Here is a 15,199-nt window from a genome sequence, read left to right as displayed (position 1 = left end):
GAACAAGACCGGTCACGTCCGACGGAAATGGCCGTATCCAATCCGGTGGTTGGATCCGCAACAAGCTGAAAAACCTCGATCGGGAGGGTAGTTTCCCCCTCTGATTTGTGCCGTTCCATTAACGTTGTGCGGCGAAGTTGAGCATATTGCAAGTTGCTTCATGACGACGCTGTCTCAATTTTTTCGGCAATCCCTCCTTTTCGTGGGAATCACAGGGCCAGCACAAACTTCTGTGCCTCGCCTTGACGATATAAAGATATATATTATATTAGATTATATATTGAATTTTCACCCGGGGCCAATGATGTCCATTACAACGATATCCGAGAATTTTTGCGTCTCGCCGCAGCCAAGTGTCGAGGACATCCGGTCGCTCCGCGGCCAAGGGTTCAAGACACTCATCAACAACCGGCCGGACAACGAGGATACGTCTCAGCCGAACACGCGAGTCGAAAGACAGGAAGCGAAGCACTGCGACCTGTCCTATGCGTTCATTCCCGTCACGGCCGACACGATCACCGAGGCGGACGTTCGTGCCTTCCAGCGGGCCGTCGATGAATCGGACGGACCCGTTCTCGCACATTGCCAGACCGGTAGGCGCGCGCTTAACCTCTATCTGATTGGAGAGGTTCTGGACGGCAGCATGTCTGTCGAAGAGGTCGTCGAATTCGGACGCAGCCGCGGCTTCGACACCGGCGCCGCCGCAGCCTGGCTCAAGCAACATGCTGCCCGCAGGCCGCAGGTGAAGGGCTTCTTCGACAAGCGCACCTGGAGCGTCCAGTATGTGGTTTCCGATCCGGTGACCCGCAAGTGCGCTATCGTCGATCCGGTACTCGACTTCGACGAGAAGTCCGGAGCGACGGCGACCATCAACGCGGACGCGATCCTCGACTACATCCGCGACAACGGGCTGACGGTCGAGTGGATCCTCGACACCCACCCCCATGCCGACCACTTCTCCGCCGCCCATTATCTGCAAGAGCAGACCGGCGCACAAACGGCGATCGGCGAGCGCGTCGTTGATGTCCAGAAGCTGTGGAAGGGCATCTACAACTGGCCTGAGCTTGCCACCGACGGCTCGCAATGGGACCGGCTGTTTGCCCATGGCGAGACCTTCGCGGTCGGCTCGATCGATGCCAAAGTGCTTTTCTCTCCGGGACACACGCTCGCCTCGATTACCTATGTAATCGGCGACGCGGCCTTCGTGCACGACACGCTCTTCATGCCCGACAGCGGCACGGCGCGCGCCGACTTCCCCGGCGGCGACGCGCGCGTCCTGTGGAAATCGATCCAGGAGATCCTCGCGCTCCCGGACGAGACGCGGATCTTCACGGGTCACGACTACCAGCCAGAGGGTCGGCCACCTCGATGGGAAAGCACGGTGGCCGAGCAGAAGAAGTCCAACCCGCATCTCGCCGGCGTGGACGAGGAAGAATTCGTTGCGCTACGGACGAAGCGCGACAAGACGCTGCCTATGCCAAAGCTCATCCTGCATGCCCTGCAGGTGAACATCCGCGGCGGGCGCCTGCCGGAGCCGGAAGCCAACGGCAAGCGCTACCTCAAGTTTCCCCTCGATGCATTGCAGGGAGCGGCATGGGAATGACCAGCGATCTGAAGGCGATGATGAAGGTGGGGCTTTCCCCCGCCGAGATGGCCGGCCGGGCCGGAAAGGTGGCGAACCTCATGAAGACGCTGTCCCATCCGGCGCGCCTGATGATCGTCTGCACGCTCGTGGAAGGCGAGCATTCGGTCGGGGAGCTTGAAGAGAAGATCGATGTCCACCAGCCGCATCTGTCGCAGCATCTGACCGTGCTGCGTGGCTCCGGGATTGTCGAAACGCGGCGGGAGGGGAAGCAGATCTTCTATCGCCTGACGGAGGAGAAGGCCGCCCAACTGGTTGTCGCCCTCTATGACATCTTCTGCGTCGGCCAAGGCGAATGAACACCTATCTTCCATCTTTGGCCGGGGGCATCCTAATCGGCACCTCCACGGTAATGCTCCTGCTCCTCAACGGCCGCATTGCCGGGATCAGCGGGATCGTCGGGCGTCTTGCCCAAGGCATCGGCTTGAGCGCCAATCTCGCCTTTGTGCTCGGGCTGCTGCTTGGGCCGTTCACCTACCTGCTGGCGTTCGGCGGCTGGCCGGCTGTTCAGATCACCACGGGCTGGCCGCTGATCGTCGTCGCGGGGCTGCTCGTCGGCTTCGGCTCGCGCATGGGATCGGGCTGCACCAGCGGCCACGGCGTGCTTGGGCTTGCCCGCCTGTCGCCGCGGTCGATGGTGGCGGTCGCCACGTTCCTGACGGCCGGCGTTATCGCCGTCGCAACTCTGCGAGGCCTCGGGCTATGAACCGGAACATTTTCCAATTCGTGGCCGCTCTCGCCTCGGGTATCGTCTTCGGCTTCGGCCTGTCCCTGTCCGGCATGCTGAACCCGGTCCGGGTCCAAGGCTTCCTCAACGTGTTCGGCGCCTGGGATCCGAGCCTTGCCTTCGTTCTCGGCGGCGCGATCGTTGTCGCATTCACCGGCATCCAGATCATGACACGGATGAAGCGTCCCGCCTTCGACGACAGCTTCCACGTGCCGACGAACCGTCGGATCGATGCTCCGCTGGTCGTTGGTTCGGCCTTGTTCGGCCTGGGCTGGGGGATCGGTGGCTTCTGTCCCGGCCCGGCCGTCGCATCCCTATCGGTCGGCCTTCCTCAGACGTTCCTGTTCGTCATCGCGATGCTGGTCGGGATGAGCTTGCATGACAGAGTATGGAGCAGACGGACGTGAGCACCGTCATTTTGGCGGCCGTTGGCTCCGGCGGAATCGTCGGCTTCATGCTCGGCCTGCTCGGCGGCGGCGGGTCCATCCTGGCGACGCCGCTGCTCCTCTACGTGGTTGGCGTGACCCAGCCGCATATCGCGATCGGAACGGGTGCGCTTGCGGTCTCCGTCAATGCCTTTGCAAACTTCGCAAGCCACGCGATCAAGGGGCACGTCTGGTGGCGCTGCGCAGCCGTCTTCTCCGCGCTCGGCGTGATCGGCGCCCTCGGCGGCTCCAGCCTCGGCAAGGCGATGGATGGAGATAGCCTGATATTCCTGTTCGGCGTCCTGATGGCGGTTGTCGGCGCTCTGATGCTGAAGCCCAGGAAGGCGGTGACGGTAGAGTGCCGTCCGGTCGACCTCAGGATGTGCCTTGCCACCGCCGCCGTGGCACTCGCCGCCGGCGCTGCATCCGGCTTCTTCGGCATCGGCGGGGGCTTCCTGATCGTTCCCGGCCTCATGCTGGCAACGGGCATGCCGATGATCAACGCGATCGGCACATCGCTCCTCTCCGTCGGTGCGTTCGGACTGGCGACGGCCTTGAACTATACCAGTTCGGGCTTGGTGGACTGGTGGCTTGCCGCCGAATTCATCGGCGGCGGCATCGGCGGCGGCGTACTCGGCATGCTGCTCGCCACCCGGCTCAGCGCCTACAAGAACATTCTCAACCGCCTGTTCGCAGCGCTGATCTTCGCGGTCGCGGGTTACATCCTGTATCGGAACTGGGGGAGGCTAATGGCTGGCTGAGCGCGCAGTGCAGACGGCTACAGGTCGATCCCCAAGCCTTGCGCGCAGCACTCAGTTGCCCGCTTGTTGCGTTGCATTGTGCTCGCAGCGGAGTGTCTCCTGACGTGAAGAGTTTCGGGCACCGGCAGGGCTACGAGAAGCAGTTGCAGGCCTTTCCGCGCCCGTGCCGGTTTCCGGTGGCATGGCGAGCTTTCACGAACTCGTGATAGCGACTGGTGTAACGAATGTCGGGGAGATTGCGAACCTGAATATGCGCTCAACGAGAGCGTCCATTCATCATCGGGAGTACGCAATGTCCATCAAATCCACCATCAACTCCGTCGTCCTCGCCGGCGCTGTCACCACCGCCCTTGCTTCGATGGCCGGCGCCGCACCGCTCACCAAAGCCGAGGGTGCTGCTGCAATGGCCGCTCACAAGGAAAAATGCTTCGGCGTTGCCCTGAAGGGCCAGAATGATTGTGCAGCCGGCCCCGGCACCTCCTGCCAGGGGACATCGACAGTCGACTTCCAGGGCGATTCCTGGAAGTTCGTACGGGGCGGCACCTGCACCTCCATCGTCCTGCCGAACGGCAAGCACGGCACGCTGAAGGCAATGTAATTTCTACACGCGACAGCGATGACAATGAGGGGGCGGAGAGACGCCATGACCACCGATCGAATTTCAACGACCGCGTCTGCGGCAACTGCTCTCCGCTTTCCCCGCCATCCGATCGAGGGGCTCGCGGGGACGAGCTTCAAGCACGAGCATTTTGCCGCCATAGCCGCGGAGCGGCCTCATCGCGGGTTCTTCGAAGTCCATGCCGAGAATTATATGGGGGCCGGCGGGCCGCCGCATCGTATTCTCGAACAGATCCGCCGTGACAATCCGGTGTCGCTCCACGGCGTGTGCATGTCGATCGGCGGACCTCAGCCGCTCGACCGGGCCCATCTTGAACGTTTCCGCTCTCTCGTCGAACGCTACGAACCAGCTCTGGTGTCCGAGCACCTGGCCTGGTCGACGCATCGGACGACCTTCCTCAACGACCTCCTTCCTCTTCCCTACACACGAGAAAGCCTGGCGCGGGTTTGCGAGCATATCGAGGAGGTGCAGGAGACCATCAGACGCCCGATCCTTCTGGAGAACCCGTCCACCTATGTGACGTTCCGCCAATCGACGATGAGCGAGACCGAGTTCATCGGCGCCATCGTCCGGCGCACCGGCTGCGGTCTTCTGCTCGACGTCAACAATGTATTCGTCTCCGCCACCAATCACGGGTTTTCAGCGCTCGACTATCTGTCCGATTTTCCCATTGCTGCGGTTGGTGAGATCCATCTCGCAGGCCACGCCGAGCAGACTGACGACGAGGACGAGCTGCTGCTGATCGATAGCCATGACGGTCCGGTCGCCGATGCCGTCTGGAAGCTTTACGAGATCGTCATCGGCCGTGGTGGCCCCATTCCAACGCTCATCGAGTGGGACAGCAACATACCCGATTGGCCGATACTGCGTGGCGAGGCCCTCGCAGCGCAGGCGATCATGGATCACCATGGTTCCATCGCGTTGCAGGATCAAAGTCATGTTGCGGCTTGATCCCCCATCTCTTGGCATAGAGCCCCTGACTTATGCTGCGGATTTTGCGCCGGCCCTGACCAACCCGGACGCTGGGACGCCCGACGGCGTTGTCGGGCCAAACGGCAAGGGTGCGATCAAACGCTACAACGTCTACCGCAACAACGTCACCGTCAGTCTGATCGATGCCCTCGCCGGGATTTTCCCGGCGGTGCAACGCCTGACGGGGGCGGAGTTTTTCCGCGCCATGGCGCGCTTTCACCTGCGCGCCACGCCACCGGCATCGCCGCTTCTCTTCGAATATGGCCGGGATTTTCCCGCTTTCATCGAAGATTACGAATATGCCCGGTCCTTGCCCTGGGTTGCCGACGTCGCCCGGATCGAACGGGCTTGGCTGGACGCCTACCATGCAACCGATGTCGAGCCGCTTGCCGCTGATGCTCTTGCTTCCGTTCCGCCGGACCGTCTCGGTGAATTGGTCTTTGCAGCGCATCCGGCAACGAGGATCGTTCGGTCGGACTATCCGGCGCTGACGATCTTTGCCGCCAATCGCGGTGACGGCCCCATAAGCCCGATCGAAGTGGTCGACCCGGAAGATGCGCTTGTAACCCGGCCGGATATGGAGGTGGCGGTGCGTCATCTTCCTTTGGGCGGCGCAGAGTTCCTGATTTCCCTCATTGCCGGCGAACCGCTTGGTGTCGCCGCAGCCAAGGCCATCGACGCTTGTCCGTCGTTCGACATCGCGGCCAGCTTGACCGGCATGATCGAAGCGGGGGTATTTTGCGGCATCACTCTCGGAGACGCATCATGATATCGACCACCCAACAGACTTCGATCAGAGCCAGGTTTCAGCCGATCGTGACACTTGTGGAGATGGCACAGAGACTGGTTCGGGCCTTTGCGCAGCCGAGCATCGTTCAGGCGGTTGTCCGCCTCGCTCTGGCCGTGCCCTTTTGGAAGTCGGGCATTCTGAAGTGGGATGGCTTCCTGCAATTGAACGACACGGCGATCACACTGTTCACCGACGAATTCATGCTCCATCTGCCGGGCGGTCCCTATGCCTATCCGGCGCCAGTCACCATGGCCTTCCTGTCCGGCGCTGCCGAGATCACCTTTCCGATCTTGCTGGTTCTGGGTTTCGCTACCCGGTTTACGGCGACCGGCCTGCTGTTCATGACGTTGATCGTCGAGATCACGGTGCCGGACGGATGGCCGATCCACATTACCTGGGCTGCGATGGCGCTGTCGCTCATGGCATGGGGGCCGGGAAAACTGTCGATCGACCATTGGCTTGCACATTGGTTTGGCCGCCGGGCTGCCTGATCCAGCTCTGCGGCAGAGGACGGCTTCGCAGCTTCCTGAAAGCAGATCTTGCTGGCGATCACGCTGGAGGTCGTCGTTGCGCCGGCACTGGCTATTGCTCATCCCTCGAGCAAACGGCGGCAACCGATTCAAGATCGGACAGTGATCACCGTCATTGTACGACACCGGCCTTGCGTAGCCCCTCCACGACGAGCTCGAAATCGGCGGGGTTCTTAAATGGCAGGACTTTGCGACGGTATTCCAGGGAGTAGTCGGGATTGACGCGCATCACCTCTTGCCACGTCGCGCGAGCCTCTTCGAAACGGCCGAGGTGCCCGTAACAGGCGGCCAGAAGCGCGCGCGAGACATCGGTGACGGGGTTGCGGCTGACGCGCCGCAGCAATAGTTCGACGGCCTCTTCGTACCTTCGCAGTTGAAACAAGGCCAAGGCCTGAAAGTGAAGAACAATATCCGGAAAATACGGGTTCAGGACCCTCGCCCGATCGAAATAGGCGAGTGCCTCCTCAGGTCTGCCTGAATAGATGAGTGCCTCGCCGAGGCTGACCTGCCCTTCGGCGAAGTTCGGATTGAGGACGATCGCACGCTCGACCTCGCTGATGGCTCCATCGTGCTGTCGCGAGTAGAGCTTGACCATACCGAGCGCCCAGTGCGCCACGGGATCGCTATCATCCCGCGCTACCGCCAGCGTCGCCGCCGCTTCGGCTTGCTCGACCGAGCGCTGCGGTAACGCGCTCCACCGGTTCAGGTAGTCGAGCCCATGGGTCAGGGCGAGGAAGGCGTGCGCCGAGGCGAAGTTCGGGTCCAGTTCGATGGCACGTTGCAAAAGGTCGCGGGCGTCGCTGTTCGTTTGCCTCGTCAGCCGGTGCCACAGCTCCCGGCCGCGCAGGAAGCAGTCATATGCCTCGGGGTGCCGGGTCTGCCCCGGCGCAAGTCTTTGCCGGTCGCCCTCTGTCAGGTTGACCGCCAGCGCATCGACGATCTGCTGGGTGACATCGTCCTGAACCGCGAATATGTCGGTGAGGTCGCGATCGAACCGCTCCGCCCATAGATGCCCGCCGGTGGTCGCGTCGATGAGCTGCGCGGTGATGCGTACCCTGTTTCCCGACTTGCGTACGCTGCCCTCGAGGACATGCCGCACGCCGAGCTTCGTGCCCACCTCCTGCACTTGGACGTTCTTGCCCTTGAAAGTGAACGACGAATTGCGAGCGATGACGAAGAGCTGCGACAGCTTCGATAGCGCCGTGATGATGTCTTCCGAGATGCCGTCGGCGAAGTAGTCCTGTTCGGCGTCACCGCTCATGTTGGCGAAGGGCAGGACGGCGATCGACAGCTTCGGCGGCGCTGCCGTCGCCGGTTGGCTCGTCGCGGTTTCCGAGGCCGCGGCTGACTTGGTCGCTGCGCTGCCGACTTGCAGCGAATAGACCCGGATCGGCTCGGCGATGTTCTTGAGCTGCGTGCTGCCGAGATCGTTGACCGAGAGGTCGAGCCTCGCCTTGACCTGGCGATAGGCATCCTCGGACAGGCAGATCGCGCCCGCCGCGGCGACGCCCTCCAATCGCGAGGCGATGTTGACGCCGTCGCCCATCAGATCGCCGTCGCTTTCCTCGACGACGTCGCCCAAATGGATACCGATCCGGAACTCGATGCGACGGTCCTGCGGGACGCCGTGATTGCGCTCCACCATGCCGTTCTGCACCTCGATGGCGCAGCGCACGGCGTCCACCACGCTGCGGAACTCGACCAGCGCACCATCGCCGGTGCGCTTCACCACGCGGCCATGGTGCACGGCGATCGTCGGATCGATGAGATCGCTGCGCAGTGTCCGCAATCTCGCCAGGGTGAGGTCCTCGTCGGCGCCCGCAAGGCGGCTGTACCCGACCACGTCCGCGGCCAGGATTGCAGCCAGCTTTCGGTTCTCGCTCATGGCGCTGTCTCCCGACGTCCAAGATAACAGGGAGACAGAGGGCAAGAAAGAACTTTCAGCCGCTGCTCAGAGCGATCCTGGTGAGATCGCGCTGGCCACGGCTGATGTGGACGCAGCTGGTGGTGCAGCCTCATGCAACGACGGCTCCGTGATGCTGCCGGCCGCCCAACGCGGTCGTTCCGAAAGCCCACTCAGGGTCAGGTCACGACGATCTCCGCACCCGCCCGAATGTCCGCCACCCATGCGCTCCGTCTTGACCCCCGGGCAGAGCGGTCCTACAAGACAGACCATGGCAACACACCTCTGATTGGCCGCGCCTTGCGGCCTTGAGCGAAGCGCAGTCCTGCACGACACCGCGGGGCCACTTCCCCTTGCCAAGCCAAAATCAGAGATTTTCCAATGCCCACGCTCTACCTCACTTGCGGTCTTCCCGGTTCGGGGAAGACGTCGCTTGCCAAGATCATCGAACATGAAGCATCTGCCCTCCGTCTGACCGGTGACGACTGGATGCACAGGCTTTACCCCGGCATCTCCACGCCGGAAGCCGAAACTGGCCCGTGCCGAGGCAGAGTCGAGAGCCTGCAATGGCAGATCGCTCTGCGTGCCATCAGGCTTCAATGCAACGTTGTCGTCGATTGGGGCGTGTGGTCACGGGCAGAACGCGATACCTGCCGGGAGGAAGCGCGCGCAGCCGGTGCCCGCGTCGTCCTCTGCTTCCTCGATGTTCCCTTTGATAGGCTTTGGGACCGGGTCTGCCGGCGAAACGCCGAGCTTCCAGCGGGCAGGTTTCACATTTCGCGGGCGGACCTGCTCAGGTGGTGCAAGCTGTTCGAGCCGCCAACTGCCGAGGAGCTGGCGCTTTACGACCGGCAAACCCATCCAGCCATCATGGGTCTTGGATGAAACGCCACGGCGTTGGGTAGGCGGGTCCGGACCAGCTCGCTCGTGAGGACAGCCAGCCACTCGACTCGGTCATTCCGCATTCACAAGGTCACGGCCTACCTCCTTCGAGGTAATTGCAACTTTCGGTAAAGGCACTATGGTCCGAGGTAGCAGTGCCGGTCATGGTGTCGTCGTCATCGCCGTGATTTTCCGGGGATGGACGACGACAAGCCCCAGAGTGCCGTGCGTCCTTTCGGACGCTCCAACATATTGAATCCACGCATCGTGCTTTCCGAAAATCCATTCCGATTTTCCGGCCGATGCCATGGCCGTCAACACGCCTCCAGCATCTCACCTGAACCGCCGCCTTTGGCTTCGAACCGACTGTTGTCGATGAGGACATGATGATGATCAAACGTGCAATATCGCTCACGGTAGGACTTCTTGTCGGTCTTTCCCTTTCAGGGGCCGCTTTTGCTCAGGAAGCGATTTCGGAGCAGGAGGCGCATGACATCGGTGTGGACGCCTACGTCTACTTTTATCCGCTGCTGTCGATGGACGTCACCCGCAAGCAGTTCACCAATGTCGAGCCCGGCAAGGAGTTTGGCAAAGGGCCGATGAATATGTTCGTGAACGTTCCGGAATATCCTCCCGCCGATTTCAAAGGCGTCGTGCGTTCGAATTTCGATACGCTTTACTCCATTGCGTGGCTGGACCTTACCAAGGAGCCGTTGGTCATTTCCGCGCCGGATACGGCCGGACGATATTATCTCCTGCCGATGCTCGACATGTGGACAGATGTCTTCGCATCGCCGGGCTGGCGGACGACGGGAACGGCGGCAGGCAACTTTCTCGTCACGCCGCCCGGTTGGGCGGGGACGGTTCCGGACGGCGTGACGCGGCTTGCCGCGCCGACCCCTTATGTCTGGATCATCGGGCGCACCAAGACGGACGGACCTGCGGATTACGCTGCCGTGCATGCCATTCAAGCAGGCTACACGGTCTCGCCGCTGTCTGACTGGGGCAAGGCGGCCCAGCCGGTCACGGCCAAGATCGACCCGAGCGTCGATATGAAAACGCCGCCGAAGATTCAGGTCGATACCATGGCGGCGGCGACATACTTCACCTACGCTGCCGAACTGCTGAAGCTGCACCCGCCCCACATGACCGACCAGCCGATCATCGCCCGGATGAAACGCATCGGCATCGAGCCCGGCAAGAGCTTCGACTTCGATAAGCTCGCCCCCGCCGTCAAGAAGGCGCTGGAGGATGTGCCCGAAGCAGCCCAGCAGCTGATGGCGTGGAAGGTGCCGACCCTTTCGCGCGTTGCGAATGGCTGGTCGATGAATACCGACACCATGGGCGTCTACGGAAATTACTACCTGAAGCGGGCGATCGTCACGCAATTCGGGCTCGGCGCCAATCTTCCTGAAGACGCGATCTACCCGCTGAACCTCGCCGACGAAACCGGCAAGCCGCTCGATGGCGCCAACAAGTACATGATTCACTTCGAGAAGGGAGCAACGCCGCCGGTGAACGCTTTCTGGTCGATCACCCTCTACGACGCGGAAGGTTTCCAGGTGGCAAGCGTGCTCAACCGGTTTGCGGCCAGCAGCTGGATGCCGTTCAAGATCAATGCCGACGGCTCTCTCGACATCTATTTCCAGAACGAGAGCCCCGGCAAAGACAAGGAAGCCAACTGGCTGCCCGCACCCAAGGGGCCGTTCAACCTCACCATGCGTCTCTACAGCCCAAAGGCCGAAGCCCTCACCGGCAAATGGAATCCCCCTCCGATCACCAAGGTTCAGGGTTTGCCGAGCTTAGCCGCTCAGTGACGGGCCTCCCAATAGCTTTGCCAGAGGTCGAGCCTGAGTTTGAGCGGATCTTCTCCGAACGTCACGCCGTGATTGGTGAAGTCGATGACCCTGTGGACGAAGGGGTCGTGGTGAGGCCATTTTGGCCGTGAGCCTCCATTGGGGTCACCGCTCGTTGCAAATTCGACCCAGTAAGCACTCGCCAATGTGGCCATCGCCCAGTCGGCAGGCGTCACCTTGTCTTTCACCAGTGCGTCTGGAATGTCGAACGTAAACGGAATTTCGAAGCCGTGCTGAGTGCCTTTCCATGCCGGATCGTTGCGGAGAGCCTCGGCGACATAGGAGAAACGATACCACCACGTCGGCTGACCGGCGCGGATCATCTCGTCAGCGAGGTGGCGGGATGGTTCGACAAGCGTTTTGTCGGCCAGAACCTGCTGCTTCAACTCATCGAGGGTTTGTTGGCCGATGGGATCGTAGAGGGTGCGGGCTTCGGTGGCATGCTTCCCGAACAGCGCGAAGAGATCGTCTTTCGTCGCGGCCTGACCGATACCGAGATCCCGATCATTTGCCCCAACGATGACCGGAACCGGCGCTTGACGGCCGGCCGCAAAAGCCGCTTCTGGCGTTTCGAGCAAAAACCGTCCGTCAACAATCGCGCCTGAGATGCCGATGACGGGCTTGCCTGTCGACATCCCCGCCAGCACCTCTTGTGCCGATGCACCTTCGGTCAGCTTTTCCGCTGGCAGCGCCCGAAGGGCCGTGAGAGCCTCGGCATCGCTTCCATTGATTCCGAGGGAAGCCGCATAGTCCAACGCAGTTTTCTCTGCTTCTTTCAATGTTGACAAAGGCGTGCTCTCAGCACGCGCGGTCGGCAGACCCGGTGATTGTAGAATGGCGCCCCGGAAAAGCCCCCGTGACAACGGCGATATCATGTGCGCCATCACCGAGCCGCCACCGGCCGACTCTCCGAATATCGTCACTTTCTTCGGATCGCCGCCGAAGGCTTCGATATTTTTCTGGACCCATTTCAAGGCTGCAAGCTGGTCCATGTAACCATAGTTGCCGACGGGCTCGTCAGGGGATTCCTTCATCAGTGCAGGATGGGCAAGATAACCCAGCCGGCCCATGCGGTAGTTCATGCTGACGAACACAACTCTCTGGGCGGCCAGCTGCCCACCGGGATATTGAGGGGTATTTCCATGGGCAAGAGCGCCGCCGTAAATCCAAACCATCACTGGCAGCGGCGTCCGGGGACGCTTGACGGGTGTCCAGACATTGAGGGTCAAACAATCCTCTGACTTCGGCAGGTCGTCGGTCTGCATGCAGGACGGGCCGAAATTGCGGGCATCCTTGGTACCGCTCCATGCCTTCATTGGTCTCGGATTACGCCATCTCAGATCGCCAACCGGCGGCGCCGCATAGGGTATGCCTTTGAAGCTGACGACCGTGCCCGACTTCTCACCCTTCAGCATTCCGCTGTCGATCGTAACGGTGTCGTCTGCCGCACCCAATCGCGGCGCGACCGTCAGCTGACACGATGCGACGGCCAAAAAGAGCAGGAACGTGCGACTGCTGTCCACAAACACTGCACTCTCCAACGCCAAGTTGAGACAGTTTGGGTGCAAAATACTCTGATGGAGCGGCAACGAAAAGGGTCGGTCAGACGTCGACCAGGGGCCGCCATCGGTGGATAGCTGCCGTAGCGCTCCATAGAGCAGACGACGGAAGGCACTCCATTAACCGCATATAAAGCTTTTGAAGCCACGCCTATTATTTTTTCGGCGGGTGGATCATGAAGACGTGGATGACGAAAGCCTTGCTGTTGATGTTAGGGTTGGCATTGTCCATGTCGGGCGTGCTGCTCCGACCTTTCTGGTTATCCGAATGGGGGCCGATCACCTTCATCTTCCTGGTGTGGCTGGTCATGTCGGTTGTTTTCGGCTGGGCAGGAAAAGGCAAACCATACTCGATCCGCTTCGGGCTCATCGTCGGCAGCGGCATCGCCCTGACGTTTCTCGCAACATTCTACACCAACTCCTATGTCGGCATCGGCCTGTTGCTCGCGCTCATTTATCTGGGCGTCAAGACGAAGTTCTTTGAACGGCGGTGGGCCGAGTAGCTCCGGCGTCAACCGGACATGGACCCGCGGCGTTTTGGATACGAGCAGGGGATGTCATCTCATGCGGCAGTCCCGCACAGAGATCGCCGCCTGCCCCTTGTATCTGCATGTTAGATTTTATGTGCGATGGAAGCGATTGAGCCTCTGGCTGGGTGGCCACCCAGCCAGAGGCGTGACGAAGTCGCCCGTTTCCCCCTCCGGTTACAACCGTGGATGAGCCTGGGATCTTCGTCATCGTCACGTACGACCGAATAGTCGCTTGGCTTCAACCGCACGCACAAGGCAGGTTACCGTGAACAGAGTTATATGTGGAGTGGATGTTTCGAAGGACTGGCTGGATGCGTTTATCCGCCCGTCCGGGGTTTTTGAGCGTTTCAGCAACGATGCGGCCGGCATCGGTGCGCTGGCTGCGCTCTGCCGGGAGCAGGGTGTCGAGCTCGTCGTCATGGAGGCGTCGGGCGGCTACGAGCGTTCGGCCTTCCTGCTGTTGTGGGAGTTGGGGATCGCCTGCGCGCTTGCCAATCCGCGCCATGTGCGCCGCTTTGCCGAGGCCATGGGCTTTCTGGAAAAGACCGACCGGATCGATGCGGCGATGATCGCCCATTATGCCGAGGCCAGGCGGCTGTCTGCCCTGCCGCCGCCGAAAGCCGCGCAGCTGCGGCTGTCGGCGCTGATGACGCGGCTGTCTCAGGTCACCAGCGATCTGACCGTCCAGAGGCAGCGCCGCAGTGCTGCCCGCGATCAGCAGAGTGTGGCAAGCCTCGACGAAGTGATCGCGCTTCTGGTGCGCCAGAGCCGCACCCTTGAGGGCGAGATTGCCTCGATGATCGACGACGATCCGCTCTGGGCCTGCCTCAACCAAGCCTTTCGCTCGATCAAGGGGGTGGCGGACCGTACCGTTGCCCGGCTGATGGCCGAACTGCCCGAAATCGGCCGAATCTCCAACAAGGCGATCGTCAAACTGGCCGGCCTGGCGCCGATTGCCAACGATAGCGGCAAACGCAGCGGACCCCGGCCGGTGCGCCGCGGGCGCTCCGGACCGCGTGGCATCCTGTTCCTGGTCGCCGCCACCGCGGCCAGGTACGATCCGCATTTGGCTGCCTTCAGGCAAAGGTTGCAGAGCGCTGGCAAGCCAAAAATGGTTATCCGCATTGCGCTCGCCCGAAAACTGCTGGTCATTCTCAATGCAAAAGCACGGGATGCGCGAAGAGAATTCGAATGCGCAACTTGACAACCCAGATAGTCGCTCATCCGCCCTACGGGCACCTTCTCCCCGTAAACGGGGCGAAGGGGATATGCCGCAACCTCTCCGCCCCTCTCTGGCGTCTCGTATGGCACGTCCCCTCTCCCCGTCAGAACGCGGAGAGGGTTAGGGTGAGGGGCAACCCTCGGCGTGGCGCGCCGTGAGAAGGCATTCACACCCTTCACCTCGTCAACCACCCCTCGCCCCCCGCAAAGCCGTCAATCCCCGCCGCAGCCACAGCAATTGCTGCGGCGGCATCTGGCGCAAATGGTCGTAGTCCATCACCGTGACGTTATAGACCATGCTGCGCACCTGCGGCCCATCCGGGCAGCGGAGCAGGATGCCCTGCAGGGCCATCATGCGGTTGCTGGCTTTGCGGGCGCGGTCGGCGAAGGATTCGGTCTGCTCGCCTTCATGGCCTTTGACGGAGAACAGCGATTGCGCCCGCGGGCTCGGGGCCGGGATGCCTGTGGTCTTGTGGTAGCGGGCGATCGCCTCGGCATAGTCGTCGCCGGCCTCGCACTGCTCGGCGGTGATCAGGCCGTCGAGGAACATGCGGCCGAGGGTGTAGCCGGCAAAGGGGCTTTTGACCGTCTCGTCATCAACCGTCCGGCCGAAGCCATGGATGCGCCTGCGGGCTGAGATCGCGACGCTGATATTGTCCTTCTCGGTTTCGAAGGGCTTGATCTTGCCGCCGGGAAAACGCTCGACATTTTCCTTGCGGGGCCGGCCGGCGCCCTTGTTGACCCGTCCTGTCTTCACCTTGGTGGCCTTGCCGCCCATGCTG

16 protein-coding genes are annotated in these 15,199 nt (G+C 61.7%); 13 read left to right on the top strand and 3 right to left on the bottom strand.

What is annotated here, in order from left to right:
* Nucleotides 1-304 precede the first annotated feature (304 nt).
* The 9 genes from blh to N2A41_RS03980 all read left to right on the top strand — a co-directional run bounded on the left by blh (nt 305) and on the right by N2A41_RS03980 (nt 6,427).
* Nucleotides 305-1,603 carry a bifunctional sulfur transferase/dioxygenase Blh gene (gene blh, locus N2A41_RS04020; RefSeq protein ID WP_260111105.1) on the top strand — a complete coding sequence of 433 codons (1,299 nt, stop codon included), beginning with the start codon at nt 305-307 and terminating at the stop codon, nt 1,601-1,603.
* A complete protein-coding gene (gene bigR / locus N2A41_RS04015) occupies nt 1,594-1,941 on the top strand; it encodes a sulfite-sensing transcriptional repressor BigR (RefSeq protein ID WP_222387366.1) in 348 nt (115 codons plus the stop codon). Before blh ends, bigR begins: the two co-directional genes overlap by 10 nt.
* On the top strand, nt 1,938-2,348 hold the full coding sequence (locus N2A41_RS04010; RefSeq protein WP_222387367.1) for a YeeE/YedE family protein: 411 nt from the start codon (nt 1,938-1,940) through the stop codon (nt 2,346-2,348). The genes bigR and N2A41_RS04010 overlap by 4 nt, the downstream gene beginning before the upstream one ends.
* Entirely contained in the window at nt 2,345-2,776 is a 432-nt protein-coding gene (locus tag N2A41_RS04005) for a YeeE/YedE family protein (RefSeq protein WP_260110343.1), read from the top strand. Before N2A41_RS04010 ends, N2A41_RS04005 begins: the two co-directional genes overlap by 4 nt.
* The gene (locus N2A41_RS04000; protein WP_222387368.1) at nt 2,758-3,555 is read left to right on the top strand and encodes a sulfite exporter TauE/SafE family protein; all 798 of its coding nucleotides are present in this window, start codon (nt 2,758-2,760) and stop codon (nt 3,553-3,555) included. The genes N2A41_RS04005 and N2A41_RS04000 overlap by 19 nt, the downstream gene beginning before the upstream one ends.
* A 292-nt stretch (nt 3,556-3,847) precedes the next feature.
* Nucleotides 3,848-4,153 carry a BufA1 family periplasmic bufferin-type metallophore gene (locus N2A41_RS03995; protein WP_170261952.1) on the top strand — a complete coding sequence of 102 codons (306 nt, stop codon included), beginning with the start codon at nt 3,848-3,850 and terminating at the stop codon, nt 4,151-4,153.
* Between the two features lie 45 nt (nt 4,154-4,198).
* A complete protein-coding gene (gene bufB, locus N2A41_RS03990; protein WP_170261953.1) occupies nt 4,199-5,125 on the top strand; it encodes an MNIO family bufferin maturase in 927 nt (308 codons plus the stop codon).
* On the top strand, nt 5,112-5,915 hold the full coding sequence (locus N2A41_RS03985) for an HvfC/BufC N-terminal domain-containing protein (protein ID WP_260110342.1): 804 nt from the start codon (nt 5,112-5,114) through the stop codon (nt 5,913-5,915). The genes bufB and N2A41_RS03985 overlap by 14 nt, the downstream gene beginning before the upstream one ends.
* Nucleotides 5,912-6,427, top strand: coding sequence for a DoxX family protein (locus tag N2A41_RS03980; RefSeq protein WP_260110341.1), 516 nt, complete (start codon nt 5,912-5,914; stop codon nt 6,425-6,427). Before N2A41_RS03985 ends, N2A41_RS03980 begins: the two co-directional genes overlap by 4 nt.
* Before the next feature lie 151 nt (nt 6,428-6,578).
* Here the strand turns inward: N2A41_RS03980 and N2A41_RS03975 are convergent, their stop codons facing one another.
* Nucleotides 6,579-8,351: an adenylate/guanylate cyclase domain-containing protein gene (locus N2A41_RS03975; RefSeq protein WP_222387371.1), complete on the bottom strand. Its 1,773-nt coding sequence runs from the start codon at nt 8,349-8,351 to the stop codon at nt 6,579-6,581.
* Between the two features lie 399 nt (nt 8,352-8,750).
* Between N2A41_RS03975 and N2A41_RS03970 the strand changes: the two genes are divergently transcribed.
* The gene (locus N2A41_RS03970; protein WP_260110339.1) at nt 8,751-9,254 is read left to right on the top strand and encodes an AAA family ATPase; all 504 of its coding nucleotides are present in this window, start codon (nt 8,751-8,753) and stop codon (nt 9,252-9,254) included.
* Nucleotides 9,255-9,640: 386 nt separating this feature from the next.
* Nucleotides 9,641-11,068, top strand: coding sequence for a DUF1254 domain-containing protein (locus tag N2A41_RS03965; protein ID WP_222387373.1), 1,428 nt, complete (start codon nt 9,641-9,643; stop codon nt 11,066-11,068).
* Here N2A41_RS03965 and N2A41_RS03960 read toward each other — a convergent pair.
* A complete protein-coding gene (locus N2A41_RS03960; protein WP_260110337.1) occupies nt 11,062-12,636 on the bottom strand; it encodes a carboxylesterase/lipase family protein in 1,575 nt (524 codons plus the stop codon). The genes N2A41_RS03965 and N2A41_RS03960 overlap by 7 nt on opposite strands.
* A 206-nt stretch (nt 12,637-12,842) precedes the next feature.
* Between N2A41_RS03960 and N2A41_RS03955 the strand changes: the two genes are divergently transcribed.
* Both N2A41_RS03955 and N2A41_RS03950 read left to right on the top strand, forming a co-directional pair.
* Entirely contained in the window at nt 12,843-13,169 is a 327-nt protein-coding gene (locus N2A41_RS03955; protein WP_260110336.1) for a hypothetical protein, read from the top strand.
* Between the two features lie 292 nt (nt 13,170-13,461).
* Nucleotides 13,462-14,400: an IS110 family transposase gene (locus tag N2A41_RS03950; protein WP_260110335.1), complete on the top strand. Its 939-nt coding sequence runs from the start codon at nt 13,462-13,464 to the stop codon at nt 14,398-14,400.
* Nucleotides 14,401-14,601: 201 nt separating this feature from the next.
* On the opposite strand, the gene N2A41_RS03945 is transcribed toward N2A41_RS03950, so the two are convergent.
* Nucleotides 14,602-15,195, bottom strand: coding sequence for a hypothetical protein (locus N2A41_RS03945; protein ID WP_260110334.1), 594 nt, complete (start codon nt 15,193-15,195; stop codon nt 14,602-14,604).
* Nucleotides 15,196-15,199 lie beyond the last annotated feature (4 nt).

Source organism: Rhizobium sp. SRDI969 (assembly GCF_025152725.1).
GTDB lineage: Bacteria > Pseudomonadota > Alphaproteobacteria > Rhizobiales > Rhizobiaceae > Rhizobium > Rhizobium leguminosarum_I.
The sequence above is the reverse complement of the archived record's forward strand: the minus strand, read 5'-3'. Positions and strand labels throughout refer to the sequence as shown.